The organism is Diaphorobacter limosus, from assembly GCF_033100095.1.
In the GTDB taxonomy this organism is placed as follows: domain Bacteria; phylum Pseudomonadota; class Gammaproteobacteria; order Burkholderiales; family Burkholderiaceae_C; genus Alicycliphilus; species Alicycliphilus limosus.
In genome coordinates, this window is sequence record NZ_CP136921.1 from 3065001 (window position 1) to 3089007 (window position 24007).

At 65.3% G+C, this 24007-nt stretch carries 25 protein-coding genes and 2 rRNA genes (1 of these 27 running past the window's edge); 14 read left to right on the top strand and 13 right to left on the bottom strand.

Going from position 1 to position 24007, the window contains the following annotated elements; translation table 11 throughout:
• Positions 1-656: ribosomal RNA gene (locus P4826_RS14650) — 23S ribosomal RNA — on the top strand (it extends 2217 nt beyond the left edge of the window).
• A 124-nt stretch (positions 657-780) separates the two neighbouring features.
• Positions 781-893 (top strand): 5S ribosomal RNA (gene rrf, locus P4826_RS14655).
• A 96-nt stretch (positions 894-989) separates the two neighbouring features.
• Here rrf and P4826_RS14660 read toward each other — a convergent pair.
• The 4 genes from P4826_RS14660 to P4826_RS14675 form a co-directional block, all read right to left on the bottom strand.
• Positions 990-1757, bottom strand: coding sequence for a class II glutamine amidotransferase (locus P4826_RS14660; protein ID WP_317701117.1), 768 nt, complete (start codon positions 1755-1757; stop codon positions 990-992).
• A gap of 13 nt (positions 1758-1770) precedes the next feature.
• On the bottom strand, positions 1771-1959 hold the full coding sequence (locus P4826_RS14665) for a 4-oxalocrotonate tautomerase (protein ID WP_317701118.1): 189 nt from the start codon (positions 1957-1959) through the stop codon (positions 1771-1773).
• A gap of 26 nt (positions 1960-1985) precedes the next feature.
• A complete protein-coding gene (locus tag P4826_RS14670) occupies positions 1986-2198 on the bottom strand; it encodes a cysteine-rich CWC family protein (RefSeq protein ID WP_317701119.1) in 213 nt (70 codons plus the stop codon).
• 103 nt (positions 2199-2301) lie between these two features.
• The gene (locus tag P4826_RS14675) at positions 2302-4497 is read right to left on the bottom strand and encodes a malate synthase G (RefSeq protein WP_317701120.1); all 2196 of its coding nucleotides are present in this window, start codon (positions 4495-4497) and stop codon (positions 2302-2304) included.
• Positions 4498-4729: 232 nt separating this feature from the next.
• On the opposite strand from P4826_RS14675, the gene P4826_RS14680 reads away from it, so the two are divergent.
• A complete protein-coding gene (locus P4826_RS14680) occupies positions 4730-5671 on the top strand; it encodes a LysR family transcriptional regulator (RefSeq protein ID WP_317701121.1) in 942 nt (313 codons plus the stop codon).
• A 21-nt stretch (positions 5672-5692) separates the two neighbouring features.
• The gene (locus P4826_RS14685; protein ID WP_317701122.1) at positions 5693-6148 is read left to right on the top strand and encodes a DUF2214 family protein; all 456 of its coding nucleotides are present in this window, start codon (positions 5693-5695) and stop codon (positions 6146-6148) included.
• Between the two features lie 57 nt (positions 6149-6205).
• Here the strand turns inward: P4826_RS14685 and P4826_RS14690 are convergent, their stop codons facing one another.
• Positions 6206-6538 (bottom strand): PsiF family protein, encoded by a 333-nt coding sequence (locus tag P4826_RS14690; RefSeq protein WP_317701123.1) that lies wholly within the window; start codon positions 6536-6538, stop codon positions 6206-6208.
• 122 nt (positions 6539-6660) lie between these two features.
• On the opposite strand from P4826_RS14690, the gene argS reads away from it, so the two are divergent.
• From argS to P4826_RS14725, 7 genes are all read left to right on the top strand, one after another.
• On the top strand, positions 6661-8340 hold the full coding sequence (gene argS / locus P4826_RS14695; protein WP_317701124.1) for an arginine--tRNA ligase: 1680 nt from the start codon (positions 6661-6663) through the stop codon (positions 8338-8340).
• Between the two features lie 12 nt (positions 8341-8352).
• Complete coding sequence (locus tag P4826_RS14700; RefSeq protein ID WP_317701125.1) at positions 8353-8982, top strand: SPOR domain-containing protein; 630 nt, start codon at positions 8353-8355, stop codon at positions 8980-8982.
• Between the two features lie 59 nt (positions 8983-9041).
• Positions 9042-9674, top strand: a complete 633-nt coding sequence (locus P4826_RS14705) for a thiol:disulfide interchange protein DsbA/DsbL (protein WP_317701126.1) — start codon at positions 9042-9044, stop codon at positions 9672-9674.
• 116 nt (positions 9675-9790) lie between these two features.
• The gene (gene lptA / locus P4826_RS14710) at positions 9791-10432 is read left to right on the top strand and encodes a lipopolysaccharide transport periplasmic protein LptA (protein WP_317701127.1); all 642 of its coding nucleotides are present in this window, start codon (positions 9791-9793) and stop codon (positions 10430-10432) included.
• Positions 10433-10440: 8 nt separating this feature from the next.
• On the top strand, positions 10441-11229 hold the full coding sequence (lptB, locus tag P4826_RS14715; RefSeq protein ID WP_317701128.1) for an LPS export ABC transporter ATP-binding protein: 789 nt from the start codon (positions 10441-10443) through the stop codon (positions 11227-11229).
• A 43-nt stretch (positions 11230-11272) separates the two neighbouring features.
• Entirely contained in the window at positions 11273-12817 is a 1545-nt protein-coding gene (locus P4826_RS14720; protein WP_317701129.1) for an RNA polymerase factor sigma-54, read from the top strand.
• Between the two features lie 19 nt (positions 12818-12836).
• Positions 12837-13274 carry an acyl-CoA thioesterase gene (locus P4826_RS14725; protein ID WP_317701130.1) on the top strand — a complete coding sequence of 146 codons (438 nt, stop codon included), beginning with the start codon at positions 12837-12839 and terminating at the stop codon, positions 13272-13274.
• Positions 13275-13280: 6 nt separating this feature from the next.
• Here the strand turns inward: P4826_RS14725 and P4826_RS14730 are convergent, their stop codons facing one another.
• The gene (locus tag P4826_RS14730; RefSeq protein ID WP_317701131.1) at positions 13281-13943 is read right to left on the bottom strand and encodes a PEP-CTERM sorting domain-containing protein; all 663 of its coding nucleotides are present in this window, start codon (positions 13941-13943) and stop codon (positions 13281-13283) included.
• Positions 13944-14077: 134 nt separating this feature from the next.
• Positions 14078-15901 carry a methyl-accepting chemotaxis protein gene (locus P4826_RS14735; protein ID WP_317701132.1) on the bottom strand — a complete coding sequence of 608 codons (1824 nt, stop codon included), beginning with the start codon at positions 15899-15901 and terminating at the stop codon, positions 14078-14080.
• Between the two features lie 112 nt (positions 15902-16013).
• Between P4826_RS14735 and P4826_RS14740 the strand changes: the two genes are divergently transcribed.
• The 3 genes from P4826_RS14740 to P4826_RS14750 all read left to right on the top strand — a co-directional run bounded on the left by P4826_RS14740 (position 16014) and on the right by P4826_RS14750 (position 19038).
• Positions 16014-17294, top strand: a complete 1281-nt coding sequence (locus tag P4826_RS14740; RefSeq protein ID WP_317701133.1) for a THUMP domain-containing class I SAM-dependent RNA methyltransferase — start codon at positions 16014-16016, stop codon at positions 17292-17294.
• A complete protein-coding gene (locus P4826_RS14745; protein WP_317701134.1) occupies positions 17284-17766 on the top strand; it encodes a putative toxin-antitoxin system toxin component, PIN family in 483 nt (160 codons plus the stop codon). Before P4826_RS14740 ends, P4826_RS14745 begins: the two co-directional genes overlap by 11 nt.
• A gap of 447 nt (positions 17767-18213) precedes the next feature.
• Positions 18214-19038, top strand: a complete 825-nt coding sequence (locus P4826_RS14750) for a YecA/YgfB family protein (RefSeq protein WP_317701135.1) — start codon at positions 18214-18216, stop codon at positions 19036-19038.
• Between the two features lie 15 nt (positions 19039-19053).
• Here P4826_RS14750 and P4826_RS14755 read toward each other — a convergent pair whose 3' ends face one another.
• From P4826_RS14755 to P4826_RS14780, 6 genes are all read right to left on the bottom strand, one after another.
• Positions 19054-19569 (bottom strand): CinA family protein, encoded by a 516-nt coding sequence (locus tag P4826_RS14755; RefSeq protein ID WP_317701136.1) that lies wholly within the window; start codon positions 19567-19569, stop codon positions 19054-19056.
• Positions 19570-19574: 5 nt separating this feature from the next.
• Positions 19575-20093, bottom strand: coding sequence for a phosphatidylglycerophosphatase A family protein (locus P4826_RS14760; RefSeq protein WP_317701137.1), 519 nt, complete (start codon positions 20091-20093; stop codon positions 19575-19577).
• Positions 20094-20111: 18 nt separating this feature from the next.
• Complete coding sequence (locus P4826_RS14765) at positions 20112-20570, bottom strand: low molecular weight protein-tyrosine-phosphatase (RefSeq protein ID WP_317703769.1); 459 nt, start codon at positions 20568-20570, stop codon at positions 20112-20114.
• Positions 20571-20651: 81 nt separating this feature from the next.
• Positions 20652-21626 (bottom strand): thiamine-phosphate kinase, encoded by a 975-nt coding sequence (gene thiL / locus P4826_RS14770; protein ID WP_317701138.1) that lies wholly within the window; start codon positions 21624-21626, stop codon positions 20652-20654.
• Positions 21619-22743 carry a YbdK family carboxylate-amine ligase gene (locus tag P4826_RS14775; protein WP_317701139.1) on the bottom strand — a complete coding sequence of 375 codons (1125 nt, stop codon included), beginning with the start codon at positions 22741-22743 and terminating at the stop codon, positions 21619-21621. Before P4826_RS14775 ends, thiL begins: the two co-directional genes overlap by 8 nt.
• Entirely contained in the window at positions 22733-23995 is a 1263-nt protein-coding gene (locus P4826_RS14780; protein ID WP_317701140.1) for a cation:proton antiporter, read from the bottom strand. The genes P4826_RS14775 and P4826_RS14780 overlap by 11 nt, the downstream gene beginning before the upstream one ends.
• Positions 23996-24007 lie beyond the last annotated feature (12 nt).

Sequence of the window (24007 nt, forward strand, 5' to 3'; positions counted from 1 at the left end):
ACTGGGGCGGTCTCCTCCCAAAGCGTAACGGAGGAGTTCGAAGGTACGCTAGTTACGGTCGGACATCGTGACGATAGTGCAATGGCATAAGCGTGCTTAACTGCGAGACTGACAAGTCGAGCAGATGCGAAAGCAGGACATAGTGATCCGGTGGTTCTGTATGGAAGGGCCATCGCTCAACGGATAAAAGGTACTCTGGGGATAACAGGCTGATACCGCCCAAGAGTTCATATCGACGGCGGTGTTTGGCACCTCGATGTCGGCTCATCTCATCCTGGGGCTGTAGTCGGTCCCAAGGGTATGGCTGTTCGCCATTTAAAGAGGTACGTGAGCTGGGTTTAAAACGTCGTGAGACAGTTTTGTCCCTATCTTCCGTGGGCGCTGCAGATTTGAGGAAGCCTGCTCCTAGTACGAGAGGATGGAGTGGACACACCTCTGGTGTATCGGTTGTCACGCCAGTGGCATTGCCGAGTAGCTAAGTGTGGAAGAGATAACCGCTGAAAGCATCTAAGCGGGAAACTCGTTTCAAGATGAGATCTGCCGGGGCCTTGAGCCCCCTGAAGGGTCGTTGTAGACCACGACGTTGATAGGCTGGGTGTGGAAGTGCAGCAATGCATTAAGCTAACCAGTACTAATTGCCCGTGCGGCTTGACCCTATAACTTTGATTGCTCCAACACGAGCAAAGACTGTTATGCCAAGTACGCAATCAAATACACACCTGATTCCAAACTCTATGAATTCGCCGTGCAGACCAACAACCTGCACAGCACCCAGTTATGCCTGATGACCATAGCAAGTCGGTCCCACTCCTTCCCATCCCGAACAGGACAGTGAAACGACTTCGCGCCGATGATAGTGCGGATCCCCGTGTGAAAGTAGGTCATCGTCAGGCTATTACAGCCCAAACCGCCCTCCCACTTACATAGTGGGAGGGCGTTTTGCTTTGGGGGCCATAGAAATCGCAAGCAGGGGTTTTATTGCGCGGGTTTCATTCAACCAAGCATTCACCATCCACAAACACACGCATTTCGCCCGACTGGAAGGCCGTCCATTCCTCGTTGGTGGTCAGTGGGGCGGTGACGACCACGGCGACCTTGTCCTTGGGCGTGGTGAGAGCAGAAAAATCCACCCGCATGTCTTCGTCACATAGCTGGGCTTGCGAGAATGGATGGCGGCGCTCGATGTAGTACAGACTCGTCGAGGCATGCGCCCACAAGGCCTGCCCGTTGGAGAGCAGGAAGTTGAAAGTTCCGTGTGGCGCAATGCGGGCGGCCAGTTCGCGTAGCGTGAGCGTGAGCTCTTCTATGCGCGGCATGCCGGCGTGGGATTTGGACAACTCCTGCATCAGCCAGCAAAACACATGCTCGCTGTCGGTGCTACCCACAGGGTGAAAGTGGGTGTGCAGGCGGGGTCTGAAGTCCTTCAGGTCGCCGTTGTGGGCGAATACCCAGTAGCGGCCCCATAGTTCGCGCACAAAGGGGTGACAGTTTTCCAGGCTGACCACGCCCTGGGTCGCCTTGCGGATATGGGCGATGACGTTGCGGCTCTTGATGGGGTAGCGCCGGATCAACTCAGCCACCGGTGAGTCTATGGCCCGCTCATGATCGACGAAGTGGCGCAGACCGCGGCCCTCGAAGAAGGCGATGCCCCAGCCGTCGGTATGGTCTGCTGTCCCGCCAGCACGCTGTGCAAACCCCGTGAAGCTGAAGGTCACGTCGGTTGGAGTGTTGGCATTCATGCCGAGCAGCTGGCACATGGGTGGCGCTAGCTTATTGCCGATCGAGCCAGAGCTTGCCGCCCGTGGCCCAGTTTTCGCGCTTCACGTCGGTGATCAATATGTCCACTGAATCGGGCGATCCGCCCAGGATTTCGACCGAGACACGGGTGATTTCCTCAGCTAACAGACGTTTTTGCTCGACGGTGCGGCCTTCCAGCATCTCGATGTGATACGTGGGCATGGTTGTTCTCCAAAAAAGGGCCTTGATCATATCGGCAGCGATTGCTGCATGGGCGGTAGCGGGCGTGCGCATTCGGGGCAGATGCAGGCGAGGCCGCGACGCTCTGGCGGTAGTTGCTGCAATGCGGCAGGCGCCACCGGTTGCGTCATGCACCAGCATCGTGTCGCGGGTAGGCCGGCGACCATGGCGCATTGGTTGGACTGGCCGCACAGGGGGCAGTCACTGTTGGATTCAGGCATGACCGCAGTGTAAAAGCACAACGGCACCCTTGGGTGCCGCTGTTGTCAAAATACGCTGGTTGCACTTATGTATCAAGCGCAGACAGCTATATTAAATGAAGCATCAGGCAGCGGCCTTGACCTTGAGGCGCCAGGCGTGCAGCAGCGGTTCGGTGTAGCCGCTGGGTTGCTCCACACCCTTGAACACCAGCTCGCACGCAGCCTGGTAGGCCATGGACTGGTCAAAGCGACCATGCATGCGCTGGTACAACGGATCCCCGCTGTTTTGTTGATCCACCTTGGCGGCCATGCGCTCCAAGGTGGCACGCACCTGGCCTTCGCTGACGATGCCGTGCAGCAGCCAGTTGGCCACATGCTGGCTGCTGATGCGCAGCGTGGCGCGGTCTTCCATCAGGCCGATGTCGTTGATGTCTGGCACCTTGGAGCAGCCCACGCCCTGATCCACCCAGCGCACCACGTAACCCAGGATGCCCTGGATGTTGTTGTCCAGCTCCTGCTGCTTTTCTTCCGTACTCCAATTCGGGTTGCTGGAGACAGGCACGGTCAGCAGGCCGGTGAGCAGGTTGTCGCGTTCGGCATCGGCATCGGTCTTTTCCAGCTGGATTTGGATGTCCGACACCTTGACCTGGTGGTAATGCAGGGCGTGCAAGGTGGCGCCGGTGGGGCTCGGGACCCAGGCGGTGTTGGCTCCGGCTTTCGGGTGGGCAATTTTTTGCTCCAGCATGGCCTTCATCAGATCGGGCATGGCCCACATACCCTTGCCGATCTGCGCCTTGCCGCGCAGCCCCATGCCCAGGCCGACGAGCACATTGCTTTTTTCGTAGGCCTGGATCCAGGCGCTGGTCTTCATGTCGCCCTTGCGGATCATGGGGCCGGCCTGCATGGCGGTGTGCATTTCGTCGCCCGTGCGATCCAGGAAGCCGGTATTGATGAAGGCCACGCGCGCCGGAGCGGCGGCGATGCAGGCCTTCAGGTTGACCGACGTTCGTCGCTCCTCATCCATGATCCCCAGTTTGACGGTGTTCTCGGCCAGGCCCAGCAGTTGCTCGACGCGGCCGAACAATTCGTTGGCGAAGCCCACTTCAGCGGGACCGTGCATTTTGGGCTTGACGATGTAGACGCTGCCGGTGCGCGAGTTCTTGATGCCTGCCGTGGCAAGCCCCTTCAAATCATGGAGGGCAATGGCCGTGGTGACGACGGCGTCCATGATGCCCTCGGGAATCTCGCGCCCTTCCTTGCCCCAAAGAATGGAAGGATTTGTCATCAAATGGCCGACGTTGCGCACAAAAAGCAGCGAGCGGCCATGTAGCTTCACGCTCTTGCCGTCGCCGGCCAGATATTCGCGGTCGGGGTTCAGGCCGCGGGTCAGCTGCTTGCCGCCCTTGTCGAAGGTTTCCGTCAGCGTTCCTTTCAGGATGCCCAGCCAGTTGCTGTAACCCAGCACCTTGTCGTCAGCATCCACGGCAGCCACCGAGTCTTCCAGGTCCAGGATGGTGGACAGCGCCGATTCCAGCACGATGTCGGCCACGCCGGCGGCATCGCTCTTGCCGATGGCGGTATTCTTGTCGATCTGAATATCGATATGCAGGCCGTTGTTCACCAGCAGCACGGATGCAGGCGCACCGGCGTCGCCCTGGTAGCCGACAAACTGCGCTGCGTCCTTCAGGCCGGTGGCTGTGCCACCCTTGAGCGTGACAGCCAGCTTACCGTCTGCGACCGTATAGGCGATGGCATCACGGTGCGAGCCAGCGCCCAGAGGGGCAGCCTGATCGAGGAAGTTGCGCGCAAATTCGATGACTTTGGCACCACGAACCGGGTTGTAGCCCTTGCCCTTCTCGGCGCCGCCCTCTTCGTCGATGACGTCCGTGCCGTACAGGGCGTCATACAGCGAACCCCAGCGCGCATTTGCGGCATTGAGTGCGTAGCGCGCATTCAGGATGGGCACCACCAGCTGGGGGCCGGCCTGGATGGCTAGCTCGGCGTCCACGTTGGCCGTGCTGGCCTTGGCTCCCTGGGGTGGCTCGACCAGATAGCCAATGCGCGAGAGAAAAGCGCGGTATGCCGCCATGTCCGAGATGGGGCCTGGATTGGCCTTGTGCCAGGTGTCCAGCTCTTTTTGCAGGCGATCGCGCTCGGCCAGCAAGGCGGCGTTTTTTGGCGCCAGATCGGCGACGATGGCGTCGAAACCCTGCCAAAAAGCGGCGGGATCGACCCCTGTGCCGGGCAACACCTGCTGGTTGATGAAGCTGTGCAGCTCATTGGCTACCTGCAGGCCATGGACTTGGGTACGTGCGGTCATGAGAATCCCCTGACAATGATTGACGACGTTCGGTGCTTGTAGCCCCGAGCCTTGCACAGCACTGTATTGGAAATATTTGCATTAATAAACTGCGTGAATATCTCTTAACCAATGACTTTTTTGTAAAAATAGACCGCGCATACGCGGGTTTTTCGTCTTGTATGAATGCTACTAAAATTATAGTATTCTGCGCTTATCAGTCCTTCGCGTAAGCCTGATTGGAGCCCGATACATGGACAAACTCAAGGCATTCGAGTCTTTCGTCTCCGTGGCTACCAAGGGCAGCCTGACAGCTGCTGCCAGGGCCGAGGGCGTGGCGCCCGCCATCATGGGGCGGCGCCTGGATGCGCTGGAAGAGCATCTGGGTGTCAAGCTCCTGGTGCGTACCACGCGGCGCATCAGCCTGACGCACGAAGGCAGCGCCTTTTTGGAGGACTGCCAGCGCGTGCTGGCCGATGTAGCCAATGCCGAGGCCAGCGTCTCGGCGGGTGGGGTCAGGGCCACGGGGCATTTGCGCATCACGGCGCCGGCTGGTTTTGGCCGGCGCCATGTCGCACCGTTGGTGCCACGGTTTCATGACCTGCATCCCGAGGTGACGATTTCCCTCAATTTGAGTGACCGTGTGGTGGATCTGGCCGGTGAGGGTTACGACTGCGCCGTGCGCGTGGGCGATCTGCCGGATTCGTCCCTGGTCAGCGTGCGCATGGCCGACAATCGACGCCTGTGCGTCGCCACACCGCGGTATCTGCAGCGCCACGGCACGCCCATGCACCCGGGTGAGCTGGCCCAGCACGACTGCCTGACCCTGTCCAGCGATGCCTCGCAGACCCGTGGCTGGGCGTTTCGTGTGCCGGTGGAAGGTGGCGGCGGCGCCACCGAGGTTGTGCACCTGAAGCCCGGCGGGCCGCTCGACTGTTCGGATGGACAAGTGCTGCACGACTGGTGCCTGGGCGGCTGGGGCATAGCCTGGCGCAGCACCTGGGAGGTTGAGGCCGAGATCGCCGCCGGCCGTCTGGTGGCGGTGCTGGAGGATTTCGCCGCCCCGCCCAATGGCATCTACGTGGTCTTTCCCCAGCGCAAGCACCTGCCTCTGCGGGTGCGGCTGTGGATCGAATACCTCAAGCACCATTACGCGCAGACCGAATTCTGGGGCCGGCCAGCCGGCAGCCTTTGACGCATTGATGAAAGGAAGTTTGTGATCACCGAAGCCTTGCTGGCCTACGCCCACATCATGGCGTTCTTGATGCTGGCCACCTTTATGACCAGCGAGACCGCGCTGTGCCGCCAGGACTGGATCAATCCTGCCGTCGTGCGGCGCCTGGTCTGGGTGAATCTGTTGACCCTGGTGTCCGGCGCGCTGGTGCTGGCCACCGGGCTGGCGCGCATCGCCTGGGGCGTCAAGGGCAGTGCCTGGTACTGGGGTCAGCCGCTGTTGCACGCCAAGATCACGCTGCTGGTGATGATGCTGGGCCTGGCCCTGCTGGCGCGGCGGCGTTACCTGCGCTGGCGCCAGACGCTGGACACGCAGGGCAGCCTGCCGGCCGAGTCCGATCTGCGCGGTACGCGCCGCCTGGTCATGTGGGCCGCGCACCTGATGGTGTTGGTGCCTCTGTTGGCGGTGTTCCTGGCGCGGGGTGTTGGCACGCGATAAGCAAAAACCCGTGGGCCGGCAAGCGGCGCACGGGGTGGCGGGTGTCGGCAGTGCGGTTCAGGCAGGCTTGTTGCTCAGGCATTCCTTCATGAAGGCCTTGCGCTCGTCACCCTTGAGGTTCTTGGTCTTGGCGTCGGCGTTGCAGGACTTCATCTTGTCCTGCTGCTTGGCCTGCTTGTCGGCGGACAGGCAGTCCTTCATGAAGGCCTTGCGCTCGTCGCCCTTGAGGTTCTTGGCGCCGGCGTCGGCATTGCATGTCTTCATCTTGCTTTGCTGGGCCGTGGGAGCCTTGGCAGGGGCAGCGGCGCCTGCGGCTGGGGCATCGGCTGCCTGGGCGGCGAACGAAAGGGCAAGACCGGCGGCGGCCAGCAGGGAAAGCAGCTTCTTCATGTAACGCTCCTCCAATGGTGGATAGTGATGGGCCCGCCGGACGCGCTGTGCCATGCGGGGCACCCAGCATAACGCCCGGATGGTGCGCCGCGATGACGGGGCGACCCGTAGAATCCGCCCCCATGCTCTCTGTCAAACAGGAATTGCTCGCGGCGCTGGCCGGCGAGCTGGAAAAACTCTCGCCAGGCGCGGGCGTCCGGGCCGCCTTTGAAAACCCCAAGCTCGCCGCCCATGGCGACCTGGCCTGCACGGCCGCCATGCAGCTGGCCAAGCCGCTCAAGGCCAATCCGCGTGCGCTGGGTGAACAATTGCAAACCGCTTTGCTGGCGACCCCCGCGTTTCAGCAGTGGGTGGACGCCATCGAGATCGCCGGCCCCGGCTTCTTGAACATTCGCTTGAAGCCGGCTGCCAGGCAGCAGGTGGTGCATGAGGTGCTCACGCAGGGTGCCCGGTTCGGCTATCAGGCCCAACGCGGTGAAAAAATCCTGGTCGAGTTCGTCTCCGCCAACCCGACGGGGCCGCTGCATGTGGGCCATGGCCGCCAGGCGGCCCTGGGCGACGCGATCTGCAACCTCTACGCCACCCAGGGCTGGGCTGTGCACCGCGAGTTCTATTACAACGACGCCGGCGTGCAGATCGACACCCTGACCAGGAGCACACAGTTGCGCGCACAAGGGCTCAAGCCCGGTGATGCCGGCTGGCCCGAGGCCGCCTATAACGGCGACTACATCCAGGACATTGCCCAGGCCTTTCTGGCCAGGAGCACGGTACAGGCCGACGACCGCAGCTTCACGGCCAATGGCGACGTACAGGACTACGACAACGTGCGCCAGTTCGCCGTGGCCTATCTGCGCAACGAGCAGGACAAGGATCTGCAGGCGTTCAACCTGAAGTTCGACGAGTACTACCTCGAGTCCAGCCTGTACAGCAACGGCCATGTGGAGGCCACGGTGGCGCGCCTGGTCGCCAACGGCCATACCTACGAGCAGGACGGCGCGCTGTGGCTCAAGAGCACCGACTACGGCGACGACAAAGACCGCGTCATGAAGAAGAGCGACGGCGGCTACACCTACTTTGTGCCGGACGTGGCCTACCACATCCAGAAATGGCAGCGCGGCTTTCACAAGGTGGTGAACATCCAGGGCACGGACCACCACGGCACCATCGCCCGCGTGCGCGCCGGCCTGCAGGCGGCCGATGTCGGCATTCCCCAGGGCTACCCCGACTATGTGCTGCACACCATGGTGCGCGTGGTGCGTGGCGGCGAGGAGGTCAAGATCAGCAAGCGCGCCGGCTCCTACGTCACGCTGCGCGACCTGATCGAGTGGACCAGCAAGGACGCGGTGCGTTTCTTCCTCTTGAGCCGCAAGCCCGACACCGAATACACCTTCGACGTCGATCTGGCCGTGGCCCAGAACAATGACAACCCGGTGTATTACGTGCAGTACGCGCATGCGCGCATCTGCTCGGTGCTGCGTGGCTGGCGTGAAGACTTTGATGTGGCGGCATTGCAGGGTGTGGATCTTTCGCCCCTGCAGGGCGAACAGGCCCAGGCGCTGATGCTGCTGCTGGCCAAGTACCCCGAGATGCTGAGCGCCGCCGCCAGCGGCAACGCGCCGCATGACGTGAGCTTTTACCTGCGCGAGCTGGCAGCCGCTTACCACAGCTATTACGACGCCGAGCGCATCCTGGTCGATGACGAGGCCGTGAAGCTGGCCCGCCTGGCACTCGTCGCCGCCACCGCTCAGGTATTGCACAATGGGCTGGCGGTGCTGGGCGTGTCCGCGCCGGCCAGAATGTAGGTCACGATGCATATGAAAAAGCAGCAACGCGGCGGCACCGTCGTGGGATTCATCCTCGGGGTGATTGTCGGGTTGGGGGGCGCGCTGGCCGTGGCCGTGTACGTTACGAAGGTGCCGGTGCCATTCCTGAACAAGAACGGCACGCGTGCGCCCGATCAGGATGCGGCCGAGGCCAAGCGCAACAAGGACTGGGATCCCAACGCGCCGCTGTACGGCAAGAACCCGGCGCGACCGGTGACGCTGGCGCCGGAAGCGGCGCCCGCAGCCACACCGGAGGCGCCCACGGCCGCGGCGCCTGCGCCGCGCGCCGCGCCCGGCAACCCTGAGGCATTGCCGCCGTCGGCCGACCCGCTGGGCGATCTGGCCCGCGCCAAGTCCAAGGCCGCGCCCGCGGCCGGCGTGGATCCGTTTGAATATTTTGTCCAGGCCGGTGCCTTTCGCACCCAGCAGGATGCCGACGCGCAGCGTGCCAAGCTGGCCATGCTGGGTTGGGAGGCGCGCGTGAGCGAGCGTGAAACCAATGGCCGCGTGGTGTTCCGGGTGCGCATAGGCCCGTTCTCCAAGCGTGACGATGCCGAGTCGCTGAAGGACAAGCTGGACGGTGCCGGCGTCGAGTCGGCCCTGGTGCGCGTGCAGCGTTGAACTTTTATCCCCGCGCCGGCTTCCAAGCCGGCGTACCGACATAGGAGTGTTCAAACCCCATGAAACGCCGTGAGTTTTCTCTTTCCGCAGCCGCAGTGGCCGCTGGCGCCGTGACCCTGCCCGCCTGGGCCCAGCCGCGCGAGGGCAAGGACTACCGCAAACTGGCCAAGCCCGCTCCCGTCGAGGCGCCCGCCGGCAAGGTCGAGGTGGTCGAGTTCTTTGGCTATTTCTGCCCGCATTGCAATACCTTCGAGCCCACGCTCAACGCCTGGGCCAAGACGGCGCCCAAGGACATCGTGCTGCACCGTGTGCCGGTCAACTTCAACGCCAAGACCGTGCCCATGCAGAAGCTGTACTACACGCTCGAGGGCATGGGCAAGCTCGAGCCGCTGCACGCCCAGGCTTTCCGCTACATCCATGTGGAGCGCAAGCCCCTGCAGGAGGACGAGCAGGTGTTTGCCTGGGCCAAGGGGCAGGGCCTGGACTTGCCGAAGTTCAAGGAGATGTACAACTCCTTCGGCGTCGCCAACCAGATACGCAAGGCCACGCAGCTGCAGCAGGCCTATGACGTGGAGGGTGTACCCTCGATGGGCGTGGCCGGGCGCTACTATGTGGACGGCACCATGGCCGGCAGCATGGAGAACGTGCTGCGCATCGTGGAGCAACTGGCCGCGCAGGTGGGCAAGGGCTGAAGCGAGCCGTGGCAACACACAAGAGCGCGCCCTGGGCGCGCTTTTTTTCGCCCCTGCGCGGCCGCTCTCCAGGATGGCCACGGTGATCAGTACAATGACCGCAAGAATCGTGCCTTATGAGAAACCGACTGACCATCCTTCTTTCGCTTGGCGCCCTGGCGCTGGCCTTGCTGCCCGCGGCCCATGCCGAAAAGGCCGACCGCAACAAGCCGATGAACATCGAGGCCGATGCGCTGCGCCACGATGAGCTCAAGCAGACCAGCGTGTTCACCGGCCGTGTGGTGATGACCAAGGGCACCATCGTGCTGCGTGGCGCGCAGCTGGAGGTGCGCCAGGATCCAGACGGTTTCCAGCATGGCGTGGTCACGGCCGAGCCAGGCAAGCGCGCCTTCTTCCGCCAGAAGCGCGACACGCTGGCGGGGGCGCCGGATGAGTTCGTCGAGGGCGAGGGCGAGGTCATCGAGTACGACGGCCGTACCGACATCGTCAAGCTGATGCGCCGTGCCGAGCTGCGCCGCTACCGCGAGGCCCAGCTCACCGATGAGCTGGAGGGCGCGATCATCGTCTACAACAACCTTACCGACGTGTTCACGGTGGATGGGCAAAAGACGGCTCCGGCCGGCACCCCGGCGGGCACGCCGGGCGGGCGCGTGCGTGCCGTGCTGGCGCCCAAGGAGCCGGCATCGGGCGCGGCGGCGCCGGTGCGCGGGGAACCGCCCGCGCTGCGCACCGCCCCCAGCCTGGGCGGCGCCAAGTGAGCCAGGCCGTGAGCGACGAGCGCGCCGTGGGCGTGGGGCCCAGCTCCCCTGCGGGTGCGAGCCGGCTGGAGGCCTTGCACCTGCAAAAGTCCTACGGTAGCCGCAAGGTGGTCAAGGATGTGTCCCTGGTAGTGCAAAAGGGCGAGGTGGTGGGCCTGCTGGGCCCCAATGGCGCGGGCAAGACCACCTCGTTCTACATGATCGTGGGCCTGGTGCGCAGCGATGGCGGCGACATCCGCATCGACGGCCAGTCGGTGGCCAACATGCCGATCCACCGGCGTTCGCGCCTGGGCCTGTCCTACCTGCCGCAAGAGGCCTCGATCTTTCGCAAGCTCAACGTGGAAGACAACGTGCGCGCGGTGCTGGAGCTGCAGACCGACGCCGCCGGGCGCCCGCTCTCGCGCGCCGAGATCGAGGCACAGCTCACCGGCCTGCTGCAGGAACTGCGCGTGGAGCATTTGCGCCAGTCGCCGGCGCTGGCCCTGTCCGGCGGCGAGCGCCGGCGCGTGGAAATCGCCCGGGCGCTGGCCACGCAGCCGCGCTTCATCCTGCTGGACGAGCCCTTTGCCGGCATCGATCCCATTGCCGTGATCGAGATCCAGCGCATCATCGGCTTCCTGAAAGAGCGCGGCATTGGCGTCTTGATCACCGACCACAACGTGCGCGAGACGCTGGGCATCTGCGACCACGCCTTCATCATCAGCGACGGCCATGTACTCGCCCAGGGCACGCCGTCGGACATTGTGGACAACGCGGAAGTGCGCCGGGTGTACCTGGGTGAGCATTTCCGCATGTGAGCGTGGTGAGCAGGCGCAGCATCCAGATGCAAGGAGGGCGGCCATGAAGCCCGGCCTGTCACTGCGCGTTTCGCAGCATCTGGCGCTTACGCCGCAGTTGCAGCAATCGATTCGCCTGCTGCAGCTGTCCACCCTGGAGCTGGCGCAGGAAGTCGAGCAGATGCTCGATGACAACCCGTTTCTGGAGCTGGCGTCCGACGATGGGACGCATGAGCCTGAGATCCATGAAGCGCAGCAACCGATTGACAATGCTACATATTCAGAAGCTGCTAGCGCTGATGCAGAGGGCGCTGGAGCCGAAAATGATGCCGAAACCTCAGCGGTTGCCGAGCCCAGTGACTGGGACGGTGACGGCAGCATGGATGCGGCGGTGGAAGACGGCGAATGGGGCAGCGACGGAATCGCGCCCGCCAGCGGCGCGCATGACGGTGACGACACCGAGGTCAGCGAGCTGGCGCGCAGCCACGAATCCCTGACCGATTTCCTGCATCGCCAGGCATTGTCACTGCGCCTGTCCGATGTCGACATGGCGGCGCTGCGCTTTCTCATCGAGTCGCTGAACGACGATGGCTACCTGGACGAGCCGCTGGAATCCCTGGCGGCCAGCCTGGCGGGGGCCGACGACCCCGAGCAGCTCGAAGAGCTGGTGCACCGCTTCACTGTGGCCCTGCGCCTGCTGCAAAACCTGGAGCCGACCGGCGTGGGCGCGCGCGACCTGGCCGAATGCCTGACGCTACAGCTGCACGCCATGAACCGCGACGAAGAGGGCGACCCGGCGGTGATTCAGACCGCGCTCGCCATCTGCAGCCAGCCGCTGGATCTGCTGGCGCGGCGCGACCTGCGCCGCCTGGCCCAGGCCACAGGCAGCAGCGACGACGACACGCGTGCCGCCATGGCGCTGATCGCGCGCCTGGAGCCGCGCCCGGGCCGGCGCTTTGCCGACGTGGAGCGCAACGTCATCGCGCCCGATGTCATCGTGAAAAAAACCGGACGCGGCGCGCAGCAGGACTTCAGCGTGCAGCTCAACCCCGACGTCATGCCGCGCCTGCGCGTGCACGAGATCTATGCCAGCGCCCTGCGTGGTGCGCGCGGCGGCGACGGGCACCAGGCGCTGCAGTCCCGGCTGCAGGAGGCACGCTGGTTCATCAAGAACATACAGCAGCGATTTGACACTATCTTGCGTGTATCGCGCGCCATCGTCGAGCGGCAAAAGAGCTTTTTCGTGCATGGCGAGCTGGCCATGCGGCCGCTGGTGCTGCGCGAGATCGCCGACGAGCTGGGCCTGCACGAGTCCACCATCAGCCGCGTGACCAGTGCCAAGTACATGGCCACGCCGCAGGGTACGTTCGAGTTGAAGTACTTCTTTGGCTCCGGCCTGGGCACCGAGACCGGCGGCAACGCGTCGAGCACCGCGGTGCGCGCGCTGATCAAGCAGTTCGTCGCCGCCGAGGATGTGAAGAAACCGTTGTCGGACAACCAGATCGCGGAGATGCTCAAGGAGCAGGGCATAGAGTGCGCGCGTCGCACCGTGGCCAAGTACCGCGAGGCGCTGAAGATCGCGCCGGCCAATCTGCGCAAGGCGCTATAGACACAAGGCATAGATTCCCATGGCCCGCATCCTCTTCGACCTGCCCGAACGCTTCGGCTTCACCACCGAGTTGCAGGTCTATATCAGCCACGTCAACTACGGCGGCCATCTGGACAACGCCCAGCTGCTGAGCCTGGTGTCCGAGGCGCGCATGCGCTTCTTCCAGTCGCTCGGCTACACCGAGGGTGATGTGGCGGGCCTGGCCATCGTGGTCGGCGACATGCTGGCGCAATACAAGTCCGAGGCCTTTCACGGCGAGACGCTGCGCGTGCAGATGACGCCGAGGGACTTCAACCGCTACGGCTGTGACCTGGTGTTCTGCATGACAGAGGTCTCCTCGGGCCGAGAGGTGGCTCGCGGCAAGACCGGCGTGGTCCTCATCGACCGCGTGGCACGCAAGCCGGCGCCCATTCCGGATGTCGTGCGCAAGGCCCTGGAGGCCGTGGCGACACGCTGACGCGCGTCAGGTTTTCTTTCGCCCCAACAGGCCAATACCAGCCAGCGCGGCGCCGAGCAAGGCGAGGGATGCCGGCTCGGGAATGGACTGGTGGGGCAACGTGACCACGATATCGTCGATCACGAATTCCGGCGTCTCACCGTTGCCTTGTGCAGTGAACACCACCGAACTCAGGTTGGTGAACGATGACGGCAGGAAGAACTGCGTCCAGTCATAGGGGGCCTGGCTGTCCAACGTGATACTGGTAAACACCGTGCCGCCGCCCATGAGGTGCCCAAGGATGTCGATGCTGGTGGCGACGCTGTACAAGCTCACGGGCAGCGACGGGTCAAAATCTTCCGTTCTGCCACCCGCAAAAAATGACTCCAGGGAAAACGCAGCCCCGCTGCTATTGGTCATGGTCACGACGGATCGGAGATTCGCGTTGACCAGGGCTGCCGATGGATTGTTTTGCACAACCCCTGATTCGCAGACATACAAATAGGGGTCTGCGGGGTTGCCGGTGAAGGTATAGCCCCGGCTTTGCAGTGAGGTGGCGGTGAAATCGACATAACAGGGGGAGCTGCCCGAAGGCACGTCCTGAAAATCAACCACATCCGCCTGGGCGTTGCCAACGGCACCCGCCAACAATGCCCCCGCAAGGGCGGTCACAACAGTGGTCATTTGCATGGTGGCATCTCCCGTCAGTTGTAAGACGTGAAACACCCATGCATATCATGTGCCAGCACCCCAAGCTGTTGATTTTTATGACTTGGTCTCGATTGCCCCGCGAGTGATGTAAAGAAATCTGACAAATTTCAGCGTCAGGCCAGCAACTTTTGCGCGGCCGTCCCCTGCGGGAGCCTGAAGGCCGCCACCACTTCGGCCAGTTCATGGGCCTGCTGCTGCAGCGACTGGGCGGCGGCGCTGGCCTGCTCCACCAGGGCGGCGTTCTGCTGCGTGGCCTGATCCATTTGTGAGACGGCGTCGCCGATCTCGGCAATGCCCGTGCTTTGTTCCTGGCTGGCGTTGCTGATCTCGGCCACGATGGCGCTGACGCGGCGAATGCTGTGCTCCACCTTTTCCATGGTCTGGCCCGCGTCCTGCACCAGGCGACTGCCGGCGTTCACCTGGCTCACCGAGTCGTCGATCAGGGCCTTGATCTCCTTGGCGGCCGTGGCGCTGCGTTGCGCCAGCTGGCGCACCTCGGTGGCCACCACGGCAAAGCCGCGGCCCTGTTCGCCGGCGCGGGCGGCCTCGACCGCTGCGTTCAGTGCCAGGATGTTGGTCTGGAAGGCAATGCCGTCGATGACACTGATGATGTCCTCGATCTTGCGCGAGGCGTGGTGTATGCCGTCCATGGTCTGCACCACCTGCTGCACGGCAGCGCCGCCCTGCGCCGTGACCTGCGAGGCCTCCTGCGCCAGCTGATTGGCCTGCCTGGCGTTGGCGGCATTCTGCTGCACCGTGGCCGTGAGCTCTTCCATGGCGGCCGCGGTTTCCTCCAGCGAACTGGCCTGGCCCTCGGTGCGCGAGGACAGATCCTGGTTGCCGCTGGCGATCTCGCTGGTGGCCAGGCGCACCGATTCGGCGGATTGGCGGATGCGCAGCAGCACGGCGGCGATCTTGTCGGCAAACTGGTTGAAGCCCTGGGCGATCTGCGCCAGCTCATCGCGGCCCTGCGCATCCAGGCGTCTTGTCAGGTCGCCCTCGCCCGAGGCAATGCCCTGCAGCGCGTCGCGCACCAGTGTCAGGCGGCGCAGCATGCGCCCCACCACGGCCGCCATCACCACGCTGGCCAGCAGCACAAAGACGATGGTGCTGAGCATGGCGGTCTGGCCCAGCCGGGTCAGGGCGGACAGGGCGTCGGCCTCGTCGGCCACCACGGCCAGCATCCAGGGCGTGCCATCGACCCTGGCGGCGTAGACCAGTTGCGGCCGGCCATCGATGTTCACCACCTCATGCCCGCGCTGGCCGGCCAGGCGCGTGAACAAGGCGTTGTCCAGCCCCGCCGCCAGGTCGGCCACCGGCTTGAGCGTCAGTGCGCTGTTGGCGTGCGCCAGGATGTTGCCCGTGGCACTGTCGAGCAGGAAGGCAAAGCTCTTCTCCGTGGCGCGTATGCCGGTGACCTTTTTCACCACCGTGGACAGCTCGATGTCCGAGCCCACCACGGCGACCGCCCGGCCGCCTTCGAGTACCGGCCGCACCAGGCTGACCGTGAGGTTGCCGGTCGCCGAATCGGGGTATACGGGTGTGATGGCGGGGCCGCCGGCGGCCACGGCCTGCTTGTACCAGCCGCGTGCCGTGCCGTCATAGCCAGCGGGGCGCGGCTTGGTGAAGGCATGGCGCTTGTCGGCCATCACGAAGTAGGCCAGATCCAGCCCGGCCTTTTCGGCGGCCTGCAAAAAGGGCAGGGGGTTGTCCTCGCGCACTGCCACCTCGATGGAGCTGGTGAGCTGTTGCTTGTCGCCAATCCACTGCGTCAGCTCGGCGGCGTACTGCCGCGTCAGGCCGCCCACGCGCTCGTCCAGCGCCTGCAGCATGTTGGCGCGTACCACCACGTACACCACCAGCGACAGCCCCAGCAGGGACAGGGTGGCGACGGCAATGCTCATGCCGATCAGGCGAGCGCGCAGGGTCTGAAACATGGGGTCTCCAGCGTATGTGTTGAATTCGTTTTAAATGTTAACGGTTGTATTTTGTGATTTCAGTAGCCTCGGGTAAACCACTACCGCGCAGCGCGTATGCTTGGCGGGCTTTATGAATACCCTGCAACTATTCCTGCCCTGCGCCGCCGGCGTCGAGGGCTTTCTGGCCGATGAGGTGCACGCGCTCACCGGGCTGACGGGCCAGGATCTGCTCGTCGGCCGTGGCGGCGTGCTGGTGCGCTCCAGCTGGCGCGATGCGCTGCTTCTCAACCTGCACAGCCGCCTGGCCCAACGCGTACTGGTGCAACTGGGCGAGCGGCCCTACCGCGGCGAGGACGACATCTACGCCCTGGCAGCGGATGTGGCCTGGGAGATCTGGTTCACCCCGCGCCAGAGCTTCAAGGTCGAGGTCACGGCCCAGCACAGCCCGCTCAAGAGCCTGAACTTCGCCGCGCTGCGCGTGAAGGACGCCGTCGCCGACCGCTTTCGCGCCAAGGCCGGCAGCCGCCCGAATGTCGAGACGCAGTGGCCCGACGTGCGCATCCACCTGCACCTGACGCGCGAGCTGGCCACGGTGTATATCGACACCTCGGGCGAGCCACTCTTCAAGCGCGGCTGGCGCGTGGACAAGGGTGACGCGCCGTTGAAGGAAACCCTGGCCGCCGCCATGATCGCCGCCACCGGCTGGGATCCGCTGGGCGAGCAGCCCCTGCCGCTGTATGACCCCTGCTGCGGCAGCGGCACGGTGCTGATAGAGGCAGCGCAGATGGCCTGCCGCATCGCACCCGGCAGCCAGCGCCGCTTTGCCTTCGAGAAGCTGCTGCCCTACCAGCAACATGTCTGGATCGCTATAAAAAATGAAGCTGTCAGCGTAGTAACTAAGAGCGTTACGCCCATTTTTGGCAGTGATGTGTCGCACCGCATGGTGGATTTTGCCCAACGCAATGCCGAGCGTGCCGGCGTGGCAGCAAGCGTGCAGTTGCGCGGTGGCGACGCGCTGCAGCGCCTGCCGCCCTGTGAGCAGCCGGGTGTGATGCTGCTGAATCCGCCCTATGGCGAGCGCATCGCCGCCGCCGGCAGCGCGGGCCGCAACGCACGCGAGCGCATGGGCCAGGTGCAGCGCGCCGGGCGCGAGACGGCGCAGACAGACGACGGTGTGGACTTCTTCGCCCAGCTGGCTGCGCACTGGAAGCGCCACTACGCCGGCTGGCAGGCCTGGATGCTCACGCCCGACCTCAAGCTGCCGGGCAAGATGCGCCTGAAGGAATCGCGCCGCGTGCCCATGTGGAACGGCCCCATCGAATGCCGGTTGCTGCGCTTTGACCTGGTGGCTGGATCGGCGCGCGCGCGTGCCCAGCCGCCGGCCGATGCGGGGGCGCCCGATGCATCCTGAGCTGCGCCTGCCGGCACGGGCCCAGGCCGGCGAGGGCGCGCGAGCCGTGGTGCTGGACACCAACATCGTGCTGGATCTGTTCATCTTTGCCGACCCGGCCGTGGCCCCGCTGCGCGGCCTGCTGCAGGCGCGGCGCCTGCACTGGCTGGCCACCCAGTCCATGCGCGATGAGCTGGAGCGCGTGCTGCAATACGCACACCTGCAAGCACGCATGCAGTACTACGCCGTGTCTGCACCGGATCTGCTGGCGGCCTTCGACGCCGGCAGCACGCTGGTGCCGGCGCCGGTTCATGCCCCTTACACATGCAAGGACTTGGATGACCAGAAGTTCATCGACCTGGCGGTCGGACATGGCGCGATTCTGGTGTCCAAGGACAAGGCCGTTCTCTGTATGCGAAAACGGCTGCTGACCCTGGATGTGCAGGTGACGAAAGCTATTGTTTTTGAGGGCGCATCGTCCTGTATCGGCTGATCTGTGAACGCCTGCACAAGCAGGTGGGTATGCCGCGCCATCCATAAAACAAGGGATGTGGTTTATACTAATGCCATAGGGTTAACACTTAGGGGTTAACCCGGTGCTGGGAGGCGCTTGAGATGCGTGCCACCATGCACTGGATGGGCATCTCAAACAGGAATAATCATGCGCGCAACCATCCTCTCGATCATCGAGTTCATCCAAGAAGCCCGCCAGGCACGCCTGCCCGTCGCCTATCAGTGATGCGCGCGGCCTGCGGGCCCGCATCACCATGTTCACGCCCCACTGCCTGACCGGCATGGGGCGTTTTGTTTTGTGCTGCTTTATGACCCGTAGGCCGCGCATTGCAATGCGAACAAGCTATGAAAACAATAGTTCCACGGCAGGCGAGGCGCTACACTGGCGCATCCTATCCCCCTCGCTGCTTTGCACCGGAATACCGCCATGACCACCATCGAAAACAACCGGGCCGCCCCCGATCCGGCCCTCGGGCCCGACGCGCTCGACGAACTCGACCTGATCCTCGAAGACCTGCGCACGCGCGAGGACGAGGTGCCGCAGTGGGAGTTCTGCGACGGCTTCCTGACTGCGCTGGTCTGCACGCGCCGTGCGATTTCGGTCGCCGAATGGCTGCCCATGCTGGTGGGCGATGGCCTGGAGCTGGGGCTGGATGCGGCGGGTGCACTGCCGCTCATGCCTCCGTTCAAGGATCTGGCGCAGCAGCAGCGCTTTGTGCATTGGTGCCAGTTGCGCAGCGCCGAAGTGGCGGCCCAGCTGGACGCCCAGGCCGAGTCGCTGGATGCCGATGACGCCTTCCAGCCCGAGGTGCTGGACATGCGTGGCGCCATCGCCAGCCTGCCCGAGGACGAGCGCGCCGAGATGGAGGGTCAGCCGATACCGTCCTTCGGCCAGATCTGGGCCCTGGGCTTCATGTTCGCCGTGGAGAACTGGGACGACGAATGGCAGGCGCCGCGCGACAAGGAGGCTGCCCAGTGGCTGGACGATGCGCTGCAGGCCATCGTCGCCCTGGCCGAGGACGACACCGGCAAGCCGACGATCTGCATGTATGACGAGGACGGCCCGCCCAGCACCAGCCAGCAGCGCCTGGAGGATTTCGGCGAGGCCATCTGGGCGGTGTACGACCTGCGCCAGCTCTGGCGCAGCCTGGGCCCGCGTGTGCAGGCCATAGTCCACGGCCCCCAACCCGGTCGCAACGACCCCTGCCCCTGCGGCAGCGGCAAGAAGTACAAGAAGTGCTGCGGGGCGTGAGCCCGGCTCAGGCTCTCAGCCCAGCAGCCGCGCCAGCCGCGCCAGCGCATGGCGCACCGTCTGCGCGCGCACGGCGGCGCGGTCACCGGCAAAGCGGCGCAGCTCGCTGTGCGTGGCGCCCTGTACCTGCCAGCCAAACCACACCGTGCCCACGGGTTTGTCGGCCGAGCCGCCCGTAGGGCCGGCCACGCCGGTCACGGCCAGGGCCACCTGGGCCGCGCTGTGCGCCACGGCGCCCTGGGCCATGGCGCGGGCCACGGCCTCGCTGACCGCGCCATGGCGCTCGATGAGGTCGGCGGGCACGCCCAGGCATTGCACCTTGGCGGCGTTGGAGTAGGTCACAAAGCCGCGCTCGAACCATTGGCTGGAGCCCGCCAGGTCGGTGCAGGCGGCGGCGATCAGGCCGCCGGTGCAGCTCTCGGCCGTGGCCAGCATCCAGCCATGCGCCAGCAGGCTGCTGGAAATATGAGTCAAATCGGCCTGTAGCGCTTTGTCATCAAGTGCTGAAAGCTCATGTTTTGATAGTGTCATGGGGCTCACCCGAAAAGGTGGCGCCACAGCGCCAGCACCAGCAGCGTGCAGCCCGCGGCCACCAGGTCGTCAAACAGAATGCCCCAGCCGCCGCGCCAGCCAAAGCCCTTGAACAGCCGATCTGCCCAGGCCACGGGGCCGGGCTTGGCGGCGTCGAAGTAGCGAAACAGCGCGAATGCCGCGAGCTGGCCCCAGAAGCCCATGGGCATGGCCAGCCAGAGCACGATCCAGATGGCGACGATCTCGTCCCAGACGATGCTGCCCGGATCGGCCGCGCCCATGTGGCGCGCGGTGACGGTGCAGGCCCACCAGCCGAGCAACAGCGAGAAGCCGATCACCAGGCCCATGCCGAGGGGTGTGAGCCACAGCTCAAGCACCAGAAACGCCAGCCAGCCCCAGGCCGTGCCCACCGTGCCCGGTGCCTTGGGCGACAGGCCGCTGCCAAAGCCCAGCGCGATGCAGTGGGCCGGGTGGGCGAGCAGAAAGGCCGGCGTGGGGCGGCGGGGGGCGGCGGCAGGATTCATGAGGGGCGCATCATGCCATCAGGGCTGACGCGCCTGCAGCGCGGCGAGCAGGCCGGCGCAGGCGTCCTCCACCAGATCCAGCACCTGCTCAAAGCCCTGGGCGCCGCCATAGTAGGGATCGGGCACGGCGTTGGCTTGGTGGCGCAGGCAGAACTGCGTGAGGCGGTGCACGCGCCCGGCATGGGCGGGCGGGCACAGCGCCAGGGCGGCCTGCTCATTGGCCTCGTCCATGACCAGCACCAGGTCGAAGCGCTCGAAGTCGCGCGCCGTGAGCTGGCGTGCGCGCAGGCGCGAGAGGTCGTAGCCGCGCCGCGCCGCATGCTGCTGGGAGCGCTTGTCGGGCGCCACGCCGACATGAAAGCCATGGGTGCCGGCCGAATCCACCGTGATGCGCCTTTGCAGGCCGGCGCGCTGCACCAGGGCGCGCAGCACGCCCTCGGCCGTGGGGCTGCGGCAGATGTTGCCCATGCACACCATGAGCAGATCCACGGACGGGCTGCCCGGCGTGCGTGCGCGCTCCAGCAGGGTTGGGGGCAATGGGGGGTGAGGGTGGGTCATTCAGGCAAAGTGGTCGAACGAGGCGAAGCGCCCCGGCAATGGCTGGCCCGTGCGATCGAGCAGGCGCAGGCCGGGCGCGGGCGTGATGCGGCCTATGCGTGTGACCTGCGTACCGCTGGCACTGGATGCGGCCTGCACGGCGGCGCGCCGTGCGGCAGGGGCGGTGAAGACCAGCTCGTAGTCGTCGCCACCGGCGAGTGCACATGGCATCATGGTTTCTGCATCAAAAATGCCTTTAGCACTTTCCTGTAGCGCGCCAGAAGCTAGCAAATCAGTAGTGATGTGGACGTCGATCTCGGCCCCGACGCGGGAGGACTTGAGGACATGGCCCAGGTCGCCCAGCAGGCCGTCGCTGACATCGATGGCGCTGCTCGCCAGGCCGCGCAGCGCCAGCCCCAGCGCCACGCGCGGCGTGGGGCGCTCCAGCCTGGCGCGCAGGCGCGCCAGCGTGGCGGCGGGCAGATCCATCTGGCCGCGCAGCGCATCCAGCGCCAGGCGCGCCTCGCCCGGGCGGCCGCTGACCCAGATGTCGTCGCCCGCGCGTGCGCCGCCGCGCAGCAGCGCCTGGCCCGCGGGCACCTCGCCAAAGATGGTGACGCAGATGTTGAGCGGCCCGGCCGTGGTGTCGCCGCCGACCAGCTCGCAGCCATGCTGGTCGGCCAGGGCGAACAGGCCGTTGGCAAAACCCTGCAGCCAGGCTTCATCGACGCACGGCAGCGCCAGGGCCAGCGTGAAGGCCAGCGGCCGCGCGCCGCAGGCCGCCAGATCTGACAGGTTCACCGCCAGGGCCTTGTGGCCCAGGGTCTCGGGATCGACGTCGGCAAAGAAATGCCGGCCCTCGACCAGCATGTCGCTGGACACCGCCAGCTGCATGCCGGGCGCGGGCGCGAGCAGCGCGCAGTCGTCGCCCACGCCGAGTGCGGCGTGGCGCACGGGGCGCGTGAAAAAGCGTGCGATCAGGTCGAATTCACCCATGCTGGCCCCGAAAACGCAGCGCCGCCTGGCGCGAGACCTCGGCCAGCAGCTGCTCCTCGCGCATGCGTTCGCGCAGCCAGCGCGCGTCGTTCTGGCCGGCCGCCGTTTCGCCGCGCAGCACATGCAGCGCGCCCGATGCGCCATGGGCGCCGGCGTGGCGCGCGATATGGTCCAGGGTCTGCAGAATGTGCTCGCGCAGGGGCATATGCTTGCCGGTGGCCGGATCGACATAGACCGCGTCCAGCCCGAAGCGGCAGGCCTGGAAGCGGTTGTAGGTGTAGACCAGGTAATCGTCCTCGGTCGGCATGAAGGGCTGCTCGGCCAGGAACCAGGCGGCCAGCGACTGTACGAAACCGGCCAGGGCGGCGGCGCGCTCGATCGTCAGCGGGGTGTCGAAGACGCGGATCTCAATCGTGCCGTACTCGGGCTTGGGGCGGATGTCCCAGTAGAAGTCCTTCATGCTCTTGACCACGCCGGTGTGCGTCATCTTCTCGAAGTACTGGCCGAACTCGTCCCAGGTCAGCACAAAGGGCGCGCGCCCCGACAGCGGAAAGGCAAACACCGAGTTCAGGCGCGCCGAGTCAAACGCCGTGTCCTGCCCCTGCACATAGGGGCTGGACGCCGACAGCGCGATGCAGTGCGGGATGTAGCGGCTCATGCGGTGCAGCATCAAGAGGGCCGCGTCCGCGTCCGGGCAGCCTATGTGCACATGCTGGCCAAAGATGGTGAACTGCTTGGACAGGTAGCCGTAGAGCGTTGAGAGCTCCTGAAAACGCGGCTTGTCGTAGATGCGCCGCTCGTGCCACTGCTGGAAGGGGTGGGTGCCGCCGCCGACCACGGCGATGTTCAGCTTGTCGGCGCTCTTCACCAGCGCGTCGCGGATCTGCGTCAGCTGGCCCAGCACCTCGGAGCTGCTGTGGCACACGCCGGTGGAGATCTCGATCATGCTGTTGGTCATCTCCGGCACCACGCTGCCGGGCAGCGGCGTCTTGTGCATCAGGCGCAGCATGTCCTCGGCATAGGGCGCCAGGTCGTAGTCGTGGGTGCTGACGAGTTGCAGCTCCAGCTCCACGCCCAGGGTCAGCGGTTCGGAGTGGGAAAAGGCTTCAAGACTCACGGCCGGATCCTCCACGTTGGTTGCGGCCGCCGGGCGTCAGCCAGGGCTTGGAGCTTTCGCCCGCGCGGTAGATGGCGAACGCGGCGATCACCGCGCCCAGCAGCTCCATGACCAGGATGGCCGGCAGGGCGATGCGCGCGATCAGCTCGCCGGTGTCGGCGTTGGCCTGCACGAACTGCGAGGCCACGAGCAGCGCGATGGCCGACATCGGCGTCATGGCGCAGCCCACCCACAGTGCCTGGCGCCAGCTGGCGCCGCTGCCCACATTGCCCAGGCCCACGCCCACCGCCTTGGCCACCAGGCGCACCACGATCAGCGCCAGCACGCTGCCGGCCACCGGCGCGCTCCACTGCCCCTGCGCGGCCACGGTGGAGACGAGCACGAACATCAGCATGGTCAAGAGCGACGTGGCCGTGCCCATCTGCCTTGGCCAGGCCCAGGGGCGCGGGTGCAGCTGCTTGAGCAGCATGCCGCCCAGCAGCGCCGCCAGCGGCGCCGAGCCGCCCATGTGCGCGGTGACGGCGGTGCTGGCGGCTATCAGCGCCAGCAGCAAGATAGTGGTGTTTTCGCTCGTCGGGCTCATCACGCGCAGCGCCAGGCGCATCACCAGCGACAGCAGCGCACCCACCGCCACCGACACGCCCAGCACCACCAGCACCGGGTAGATCTGGCCCAGCAGGCTGCTGGCCGGCCGCTGCAGCAGGCCGGCCTGGGCGCTGCCCAGGGCCAGCGCGTACAGCGAGGACAGCGTGGCCAGCACCACGGCGCGGTCCGTCACCGGGCCGGCGGCGCGCGTGTCGTTGACCACGCGCGTGAGCACCGCCGGCGACGCCGCCAGCGCCACCATGGCCAGCGGAGCGGCGGCAGGCGCGGGCACGCCCAGCCACAGCATGACCCAATACACCGCGGCATAGGTCAGGGCCGACTCGGCCACGCTTTGCACCAGCACCATGGGGTTGTGGCGGAACCAGCGCAGCGGGATGCGCCCGCCGGCCTCGAACAGCACCACGGCCACGGCCAGCTCCACCAGGAACAGGCCTATGCCCTGCAGCGGCCAGACCGCGCCGCCAAAGCCGGCCAGGCCGGCAATCGTGCCCACCAGCGTGTAGCCCACCACCTTGGGCAGGCCGCTGTGGCGCTGCACCAGATAGCCGGCCACCGTGGCCACGGCCAGCAAGAGCGCCCACTGCACGGTGGGCAGCCCGGCCGATGGGCGAAGCCACTGTGCCCAAAAGTCTGTCAGTTCATTCATGCTTGTCCTTCC

Coding starts and splice junctions, on each gene's coding strand:
- P4826_RS14660 (WP_317701117.1), bottom strand. CDS start 1,757: ATGTGCCAGCTGCTCGGCATGAATGCCAACACTCCAACCGACGTGACC.
- P4826_RS14665 (WP_317701118.1), bottom strand. CDS start 1,959: ATGCCCACGTATCACATCGAGATGCTGGAAGGCCGCACCGTCGAGCAA.
- P4826_RS14670 (WP_317701119.1), bottom strand. CDS start 2,198: ATGCCTGAATCCAACAGTGACTGCCCCCTGTGCGGCCAGTCCAACCAA.
- P4826_RS14675 (WP_317701120.1), bottom strand. CDS start 4,497: ATGACCGCACGTACCCAAGTCCATGGCCTGCAGGTAGCCAATGAGCTG.
- P4826_RS14680 (WP_317701121.1), top strand. CDS start 4,730: ATGGACAAACTCAAGGCATTCGAGTCTTTCGTCTCCGTGGCTACCAAG.
- P4826_RS14690 (WP_317701123.1), bottom strand. CDS start 6,538: ATGAAGAAGCTGCTTTCCCTGCTGGCCGCCGCCGGTCTTGCCCTTTCG.
- argS (WP_317701124.1), top strand. CDS start 6,661: ATGCTCTCTGTCAAACAGGAATTGCTCGCGGCGCTGGCCGGCGAGCTG.
- P4826_RS14700 (WP_317701125.1), top strand. CDS start 8,353: ATGAAAAAGCAGCAACGCGGCGGCACCGTCGTGGGATTCATCCTCGGG.
- P4826_RS14705 (WP_317701126.1), top strand. CDS start 9,042: ATGAAACGCCGTGAGTTTTCTCTTTCCGCAGCCGCAGTGGCCGCTGGC.
- lptA (WP_317701127.1), top strand. CDS start 9,791: ATGAGAAACCGACTGACCATCCTTCTTTCGCTTGGCGCCCTGGCGCTG.
- P4826_RS14720 (WP_317701129.1), top strand. CDS start 11,273: ATGAAGCCCGGCCTGTCACTGCGCGTTTCGCAGCATCTGGCGCTTACG.
- P4826_RS14725 (WP_317701130.1), top strand. CDS start 12,837: ATGGCCCGCATCCTCTTCGACCTGCCCGAACGCTTCGGCTTCACCACC.
- P4826_RS14730 (WP_317701131.1), bottom strand. CDS start 13,943: ATGCAAATGACCACTGTTGTGACCGCCCTTGCGGGGGCATTGTTGGCG.
- P4826_RS14735 (WP_317701132.1), bottom strand. CDS start 15,901: ATGTTTCAGACCCTGCGCGCTCGCCTGATCGGCATGAGCATTGCCGTC.
- P4826_RS14740 (WP_317701133.1), top strand. CDS start 16,014: ATGAATACCCTGCAACTATTCCTGCCCTGCGCCGCCGGCGTCGAGGGC.
- P4826_RS14745 (WP_317701134.1), top strand. CDS start 17,284: ATGCATCCTGAGCTGCGCCTGCCGGCACGGGCCCAGGCCGGCGAGGGC.
- P4826_RS14750 (WP_317701135.1), top strand. CDS start 18,214: ATGACCACCATCGAAAACAACCGGGCCGCCCCCGATCCGGCCCTCGGG.
- P4826_RS14755 (WP_317701136.1), bottom strand. CDS start 19,569: ATGACACTATCAAAACATGAGCTTTCAGCACTTGATGACAAAGCGCTA.
- P4826_RS14760 (WP_317701137.1), bottom strand. CDS start 20,093: ATGAATCCTGCCGCCGCCCCCCGCCGCCCCACGCCGGCCTTTCTGCTC.
- P4826_RS14765 (WP_317703769.1), bottom strand. CDS start 20,570: ATGGTGTGCATGGGCAACATCTGCCGCAGCCCCACGGCCGAGGGCGTG.
- thiL (WP_317701138.1), bottom strand. CDS start 21,626: ATGGGTGAATTCGACCTGATCGCACGCTTTTTCACGCGCCCCGTGCGC.
- P4826_RS14780 (WP_317701140.1), bottom strand. CDS start 23,995: ATGAATGAACTGACAGACTTTTGGGCACAGTGGCTTCGCCCATCGGCC.